At 63.1% G+C, this 7214-nt stretch carries 8 protein-coding genes; 5 read left to right on the forward strand and 3 right to left on the reverse strand.

The genetic code is table 11. The annotated features are described in order from the left end of the window. The first annotated feature begins 605 nt into the window (after positions 1–605). From VF436_RS10995 to VF436_RS11005, 3 genes are all read left to right on the forward strand, one after another. A complete protein-coding gene (locus tag VF436_RS10995; protein ID WP_330904067.1) occupies positions 606–863 on the forward strand; it encodes an exodeoxyribonuclease VII small subunit in 258 nt (85 codons plus the stop codon). Continuing rightward, complete coding sequence (locus VF436_RS11000) at positions 847–1734, forward strand: farnesyl diphosphate synthase (protein WP_330904068.1); 888 nt, start codon at positions 847–849, stop codon at positions 1732–1734. Before VF436_RS10995 ends, VF436_RS11000 begins: the two co-directional genes overlap by 17 nt. Before the next feature lie 76 nt (positions 1735–1810). Then, positions 1811–2479 (forward strand): hypothetical protein, encoded by a 669-nt coding sequence (locus VF436_RS11005; RefSeq protein ID WP_330904069.1) that lies wholly within the window; start codon positions 1811–1813, stop codon positions 2477–2479. Between the two features lie 43 nt (positions 2480–2522). Here VF436_RS11005 and VF436_RS11010 read toward each other — a convergent pair whose 3' ends face one another. Further along, on the reverse strand, positions 2523–2960 hold the full coding sequence (locus VF436_RS11010) for a DUF4870 domain-containing protein (protein WP_330904070.1): 438 nt from the start codon (positions 2958–2960) through the stop codon (positions 2523–2525). Between the two features lie 91 nt (positions 2961–3051). Further along, complete coding sequence (pmbA, locus tag VF436_RS11015) at positions 3052–4419, reverse strand: metalloprotease PmbA (RefSeq protein WP_330904071.1); 1368 nt, start codon at positions 4417–4419, stop codon at positions 3052–3054. 95 nt (positions 4420–4514) lie between these two features. Between pmbA and VF436_RS11020 the strand changes: the two genes are divergently transcribed. Continuing rightward, positions 4515–4775, forward strand: a complete 261-nt coding sequence (locus tag VF436_RS11020; protein WP_330904072.1) for a DUF1653 domain-containing protein — start codon at positions 4515–4517, stop codon at positions 4773–4775. Further along, the gene (yjgA, locus tag VF436_RS11025; RefSeq protein WP_330904073.1) at positions 4772–5347 is read left to right on the forward strand and encodes a ribosome biogenesis factor YjgA; all 576 of its coding nucleotides are present in this window, start codon (positions 4772–4774) and stop codon (positions 5345–5347) included. The genes VF436_RS11020 and yjgA overlap by 4 nt, the downstream gene beginning before the upstream one ends. Before the next feature lie 202 nt (positions 5348–5549). Here yjgA and VF436_RS11030 read toward each other — a convergent pair whose 3' ends face one another. Then, complete coding sequence (locus VF436_RS11030; RefSeq protein WP_330904074.1) at positions 5550–6971, reverse strand: YeiH family protein; 1422 nt, start codon at positions 6969–6971, stop codon at positions 5550–5552. Between the last annotated feature and the right edge of the window lie 243 nt (positions 6972–7214).

Below are 7214 nucleotides of genomic sequence, written 5' to 3' on the forward strand. Positions count from 1 at the left end.
CGTTAGTTGGTTGTGGTCAGCGAGTCGTCTGGGCTGCCACCCATTCGGCTCGCGCTTACTGCTTCTTGCAGTGTCGCTCGTGAACACCTGTCTTCGATGAAGCACGAGCGACATGCCGAACATCGCATATTTGGCGCGAAAAGTCTTTAGGACGCGTTGGAAAAAAACACCCTGAATTTCAGGGTGTTTTTTTGTATGGAGGGGTATTCAAAAAAGTCATGGTGGTGGCGACGCCTCACCTTGTAGATGTGCAGGCTCAGGCCAAAGGCGGGCCGAAGATACCGTCCAAGCTCATGCGAGAAACCGAACGGGGCTGCGAATCTACAGAACAGGCTCGAAGCCGAAGGAGCGACACCGCATCACCCCGTTCCACCGATGATCAGTCGGCCGATTCTCCCCGTTGACCTGGAGAGAATCGAGACCTAAGGCGTGGGGGCGATTCGGTCGCCGAGGGCTTTACACCTTCAAGCTGCGGGGCGGTGACGCAGGCAGGATCTTTCACCCGCGCCAAGAGCGGCACCCATCGCGGCTTTCCGCCTTCCAGGCTGCGCGGCAGCCGACTTCACTCTTTACTCCATCACCTTGCTGCGTTAGCTTTCCCGCCCATGGCCAAGCCTGCCCCCGCCACCTCGGAAAACACCACGCCCGTCGACTTCGAGCAATCACTGGATGAGCTCGAAAAACTGGTCGCGCGTATGGAAGGTGGCGACATGAGCCTGGACGATTCCCTTTCCTCATTCGAGCGCGGCATCGGTTTGTATCGCCATTGCCAGCAGGCCCTTGAAAAGGCCGAACTGCGCGTGCGCCTGCTGCTGGATCCCGAAGCTCCCGACCACGCAGAACCGTTTGAACCCGAACTCTGAGCTCGGCCCCGCCCTGCAGGCACTGATCCGTCGTGCCGATGCGGCCCTGGCCCTGGCGCTGCCCGCCGAGGCATTGCCACCCCAAACCCTGCATCGCGCCATGCGCTACGCCGTACTCGGTGGCGGCAAGCGGCTGCGTCCCCTGCTCGTTTATGCTGCCGGGGCAGCGCTTGGCGAATCCGGCGCAGTGCTGGATGCGCCAGCCTGCGCGGTCGAACTGATACACGCTTATTCGTTGGTCCACGATGACCTGCCGGCGATGGATGACGATGACATGCGTCGCGGCCGCCCCACCTGTCACATCGCGTTTGGCGAGGCGATGGCGATTCTCGCGGGCGACGCCCTGCAAGCCCTGGCGTTCGAGTTGCTGGCCCATGATCGGCATGCGCCCCATGGCATCGAGATGCTGCGGGTGCTGGGACGCGCCTGCGGCGCGGAAGGCATGGCCGGTGGCCAGGCACTGGATCTCTCGGCCGTGGGTCGCCGACTCTCGCTGACCGAACTGGAACACATGCACGCCTGCAAGACTGGCGCACTGATTCGCGCCTCCGTCCAATTGGGCGCCCTGGCCGGCGGTGCCGACCAGGCTACGCTCGACGCGCTCGACCGCTATGCGCAGGCAGTCGGACTGGCCTTCCAGGTCCGTGACGATATCCTGGATGTCGAAGGCGAATCGGCGGTGATCGGCAAGACGGCAGGTAAGGATGCCGCGGCCGCCAAGCCGACTTTTCCTTCGATCATCGGCCTGGAAGCGTCCGGCGAGCGTTTGCAGACGTTGATTAACGACGCGATCGCCTCCATCAAGCCGCTGGGGGAGCGCGCGGTGCTGCTTGAGGAACTGGCTCGCTACGCCGCTGCCCGCCACCACTGACGGGACGCTTCGCGCATCGGTCAATCCGCCGCTGCCTGGTGCGTCCTGATGCAAAGACGTCACACAGGGTTCATCGATGAAACAGCGCTACCTTGCCCTTGCCTTCGCCGCGCTCCTGGCGGCGGACGGCCCGCTTTCCTCCCTGCACGCAGCCGATGCCGTGCCGTTGACCGACTTCTCTGGCGCCTGGCGCCTGGATGACGCCAATAGCGACAACGACGCGACGGTGACCAAGAAGCTGCAAGACGAGAGCCGTGCCGAGCAGGCTGCCAGCAACAACGCCCAGCAGCCAACGTCAGGCAGCTTACCCTCAGCCACCGAGCATGCCGGCCTGCATGGCCGTCGCGGCGGCGCGGGCCACAAGAAGGACAAGGACGACAAGAAGACCGATGACGAACCGGCCAAGCCCCACGCATATCCGTTGCCGCAGTTGCTGAAGATCGATTCGGTGTTGCTGGTTCAGCAAGACAGCAAGAGTGTGCAGGTTCGACTGAGCAGCGGCGATACGCTCAACGGCCGCCTGGATGGCGGCAGCCAGCAGTCGCTCAATGGCGCGGCGATCGTGCGCAGCCATAACGAGGGCGGCAAGCTGGTCATGGAGTTCCAGTTCGCCGACGGCTCCACCTTGCAGCAGACATGGGAGATGTCCGCCGACAAGCACACGCTGACGGTGCATGAACAGTGGAAACCGATCGGCTTGCAGCAGCCGGTTTTCTACAAGCGCACTTACGTGGCACTAGGCTGAAAAACCTGCCCTGCCCCGGCGAACCGCCGGGGCAGGCGATGCGTTACTTGATCAGTCTGAGCGTGAATGGGTAACGATAGCGCACACCTTCGTTCGCCTTGATCGCGGCCACGATGGTGAGAACCAGCCAGGCGATACCGGCGATAAAACCGATCGGTGCGGTAACGAAAATGCCCAGGCCAAAGGTGATCACCGTAATGATCACCAGCGCCACGCACAGGATCGCCATGGTGATATTGAAATTGAGCGCTTCCTTGCCCTGGTCGTCCACGAAGGGCATGGTGTCCTTCTTGATCAACCAGATGATCAGCGGCCCCAGGAAGCAGCCCCAACCGGCCCAGGGGCCCGTGATGATGCAGCCTGCCAGGGCCGATAGATGCGCGAAGAGCGCCCATTGACGCTCCTGGCTGCCCGGGCCGACGTGGACGGCCTCGTAGGGCGGTTGCGGCGACGTTGCGCCGGTTTCGGGAGGGACGCTCATGGGATGCTCCTGCATGGATGGCCTGCCGGCGGCTCGATGCTAGCAAGCCCCCTCGGCGTTTTTAATAGCGCTTCCGGCACCCGACCAGAAGTCACTCCCCCGCAACGGTCATGTTTTGCAGCAGGATGGACCCGGTCAGCACGTGAGAACGGGGATCCACATCGCTGCCAACCGCCACGATGTTGGCGAACATGTCGCGCAGGTTGGCCGCGATGGTGATTTCCTCCACCGGATAGGCAATGTGGCCGTTCTCGACCCAGAAACCGGCTGCACCGCGCGAATAGTCACCGGTAATGGTGGAAACGCCCTGCCCCATCAGCTCGGTCACCAGCAGACCGGTGCCCATGCGCGCCAGCATACCGGCGAAGTCGCTGGCACCGCCATCGACGCCGCCCGCCTGGACGATCAGGTTATGCACGCCACCGGCATTGGCAGTGGATACCAGGCCAAGCTTGCGTGCGGAATAGCTACCCAGCACATAGCGCTGCAAGATGCCACCTTCGACCAGGCTGCTGTCGGTCGTGGCCACGCCCTCAGCATCGTAGACGGACGAACCATGCGCACCGGGCAGTCGAGGCCGCTCCACGATGTTCATCCAGGAAGGCATGATCTGCCTGCCGGCATGATCGAGCAGGAAACTCGCACGGCGATAGAGCGCACCACCACTGATGGCACCGATGAGGTGGCCGATCAGCCCGCGAGCGACTTCTGGCGCGAACATCACCGGGCACTGCCGCGTGCTCAGGCGCCGTGCGTTGAGGCGAGCCAAGGTGCGCTCGGCCGCTTTTTCACCGAGTGAGCTCGCGCTGGCGAAACGGCTGGCATTGCGCTGCGTGTCGTACCAGTAATCGCGCTGCATGCCCTCATCGCCGCCGGCGATAAGGGATACCGACAGGGAGTGCCGCGTACCGCGCTCGCGCCCGACGAAACCATGGGAATTGGCGTAGACCGACAGGCTCTGGCCCATCTGCACACCAGCTCCATCGGAGTTGGTAATGCCTGCCTGTGCCAGGCCAGCCGCCTCGATCTCGATGCCCAGCGCGATCGCCTCGGGCGTATCGACGGCCCACGGATGCCACAGGTCCAGGTCAGGGAACGAAGTGGCCATGCGATCGGGATCGGCCAGGCCCGCAGCGGGGTCTTCCTCGGTATACCGCGCGATAGCGCAGGCCTGCTCAAGGGTGGCCTGGATCGATTCGGGCCTGAGATCGGCCGTGCTGGCCGATCCCTTGCGCTGGCCGAAGTAGACGGTCAAGCCGAACCCGCGATCACGCGTGTGTTCGACGGTTTCCACCTCGCCCAGGCGCACGTTCACGCTCAAGCCAATATCCACGCTGGCAGCGACCTCGGCATGGCTGGCGCCAGCCTGGCGTGCCTGGTGGACGACATCCGCGGCAAGCTCGGCCAGACGGTCCAGCTCCTGGAGGCTTTGGTCCTGCGGATGGGCAAGTTGGGTCACGTGCGGGTTCCTTGAGCGTAAACGGCTAGAATGTGCACTTTAGCGTGCCGACCGATCAATATGGGGACGGCCGCTCCCGATGCAAAGAGCCATCCATGTCCGTCATCCCCGGCATCTATCGCCACTACAAAGGCCCGCGTTATCGCGTGTTGGGCACCGCGCGCCACAGCGAAACGGAAGATTCGCTGGTGGTTTACCAGGCGCTGTATGGCGAATTTGGCCTGTGGGTGCGACCGGCCGCGATGTTCGCCGAAACGGTGACCATCGGCGGAGAGCAGATACCCCGGTTCGCCCTGGAGCGCGCCATGGCCTCGCCACTGGATGAGCTGTCGCACGACCTGAAGGATTTGCCGTGAACCGTACCTACACCGACGACCCCGAACACGATTATGGCCCCAGCCGCTCGCAGCAGCGTCGCGATGCGCTGGCCGTACTGGCATTCGCCACGCAACTGATGGAGCTGCCGATTTCCAAGATCGGACGCTTGAATCTCCCCGACGACGTGTTGCGTGAGATCGACAACACGCGCCGCATCACATCGCACATTGCACGCAAGCGGCAGTTGGCATTCCTGGCCAAGGTGATGCGCCGCCATGGTGATGATGCCTTCGCCGACGCACGCGCGGCCCTGGGCGAAAACAAGGAGCGCCAGCGGCAGGAAACCGCCGCGATGCATCGCATGGAGGCCATGCGCGACCGGCTGCTTGGCGACGACAGCGATGCGGCCATGGGCCAGTTGATCGATCAGCATCCCGGCATCGATCGCCAGCATCTGCGTTCGTTGATTCGCCAGGCGCGCAGTGAGCGCGACGGTAACAAGCCGCCGCGTGCCTACCGGGAAATCTTTCAGTTGCTCAAGGAACTGGCATCCGCTGACGAGGATGCCGATGATGCAGGCCTCACCGACGGGGATGATTCGGCCGAATGATCGTGGTGCGCGCGAAACTGCGCGCAACTATCGTCAGGTGAAACCAGGCAATCGTGCAGGCGGCATAGCGCGCTCGTACCGATACTGGCGCCGAAGGCCGAACCAAACACCGCAAGCCCCGCCACGCTGCGCTCAAGATCATGCCTGTTGTTCTCACGGAAGCGACAGGCGAGGCAGCGTGGCGAAACCGCGGCTTCCGCACTCATGAACCCAGCCCGTTCCAATAACCGGCAAATACGTGTGCCGACAGCACGTAACCGAGCACGATGTTGATCGCCACACCCACTGCGAAAGCCGCCAGGGGCTTCCATCCCGTCGCGCTCAATGAACGCAGCCGCGTGGTGAGGCCTATGCTCAGGAAGCAGAAAATGAAGGCCCAGGTACGCAGTGCCGTGATGGGCGCTACCAGATCGGGCGTGACCACCTTGCGGTAGTCGGCCAGCGAGTAGTGACTGGCGATCCAGGTCACCAAGGCCGACGCCAGTACGAAACCGAACACGAATTTGGGGAACCGCGCCCAGATGTCACGGAAATCGGCCTTGGCCTTGATGCCAGTAGCCGCGATATCCCAGCGCGTGGTGGCGACCCAGGCCAACACGAAAGCCCAGATACCGATCCAGATATCGCGACCGACCACCTTCATCAGCGTGAACGCCTGCACGGAGGCATCCGGTGCACCGGCGATCGCGCCACCAGCGTTGCGTGCCACGTCGCCATAAGCCTGGGCGGCGGCAATACCCGCCGCATCGGCAAACTCCGAGGTGCCGATCCACGCACCGGCCACGCCGGTAGATAGTCCCAGGGCCTTGGATGCAAAAGGCAGGACGAAGATCATTACGATGGCCCAGGCGATCACCAGCGTGATCGCCACCGAGGCCTGCTCACGCTTGGCGCGCACGGCACCGGCAATGGCAATCGCGGCCGAGACACCACACACCGCGCCACCAACCCCAAGCACCGCGGCAAATCGCTTATCCAGGCCCAAGGCCTTGCCCGCCAGGAAGATCGCAAAAAAAGTGACGAGTGAGACAATGGTTGCCTGCCCTACGGCCACCGGGCCGGCCCACACGAGCAGGGTCAGCGGCAACGTGGCGCCCAGCAGCACGATACCGAGCTTGATATAGAACTCCACACGCAGGCCGGCGAGGAACCAGTCCGGCAGCCGGGTCAGGTTGGAGACCAGCAGGCCCAGTACCAAGGCCACCAGCGGGGGTTCGAGGTTGTAATGCGATGCCTGGGTCCAGGCACCGACGACGAAAATCGCCGTGGCAGCGATGAACAGGATCAGAAAAGATGGCAGGAAATGCGCCAGTTTCTGCCCCAGCACCGCCAGGCCCGTGCCAAAGAGCAACGCGAACAGGGCAAACAGGGCCAGGTAATTGGGGAGGTGGGCTTGAAGATCGCTGACGACCTGGCTCCACTGGGTCCATTTGGCTGGCGCGACCGCTAGCCACTTGATGCTGGAGCCGTTGGCGAACAAGGCCCAGGCGGCAAGGATCAGGGCCAGGCCCAGCCACACCGACCACCAGTCCTCATTCGAAAAAAGCCCGCGTCGCCCGGTCGGCAGACGCTCTGCCTGCCGCTCGCTCGCGGGCTTGGATAAAGTCGAAATCGCCTCGGTCATACCGCACCCTTGCCATCAGTGCCGGCGTCACCCCTTGCGCACCGGATCAGCCTGACTGTCCGGTAAGAACCGGCCAAAGCGAAATGACTTTGTGCTCTATGTTTATGCGGGTTTGGGGGCAAGCTGGCTTAGCCCCCTGAACCCGCAAGTGGCGACTTGCTTCGCGATTAAATTCGCTACGAAGAGGCTGTACCGCCGACGGTCATGCCATCCACGCGCAAGGTAGGTTGGCCTACGCCAACA

The sequence above is a fragment of the Dyella sp. genome (assembly GCF_036384435.1).
Lineage (GTDB): Bacteria > Pseudomonadota > Gammaproteobacteria > Xanthomonadales > Rhodanobacteraceae > GSA-30.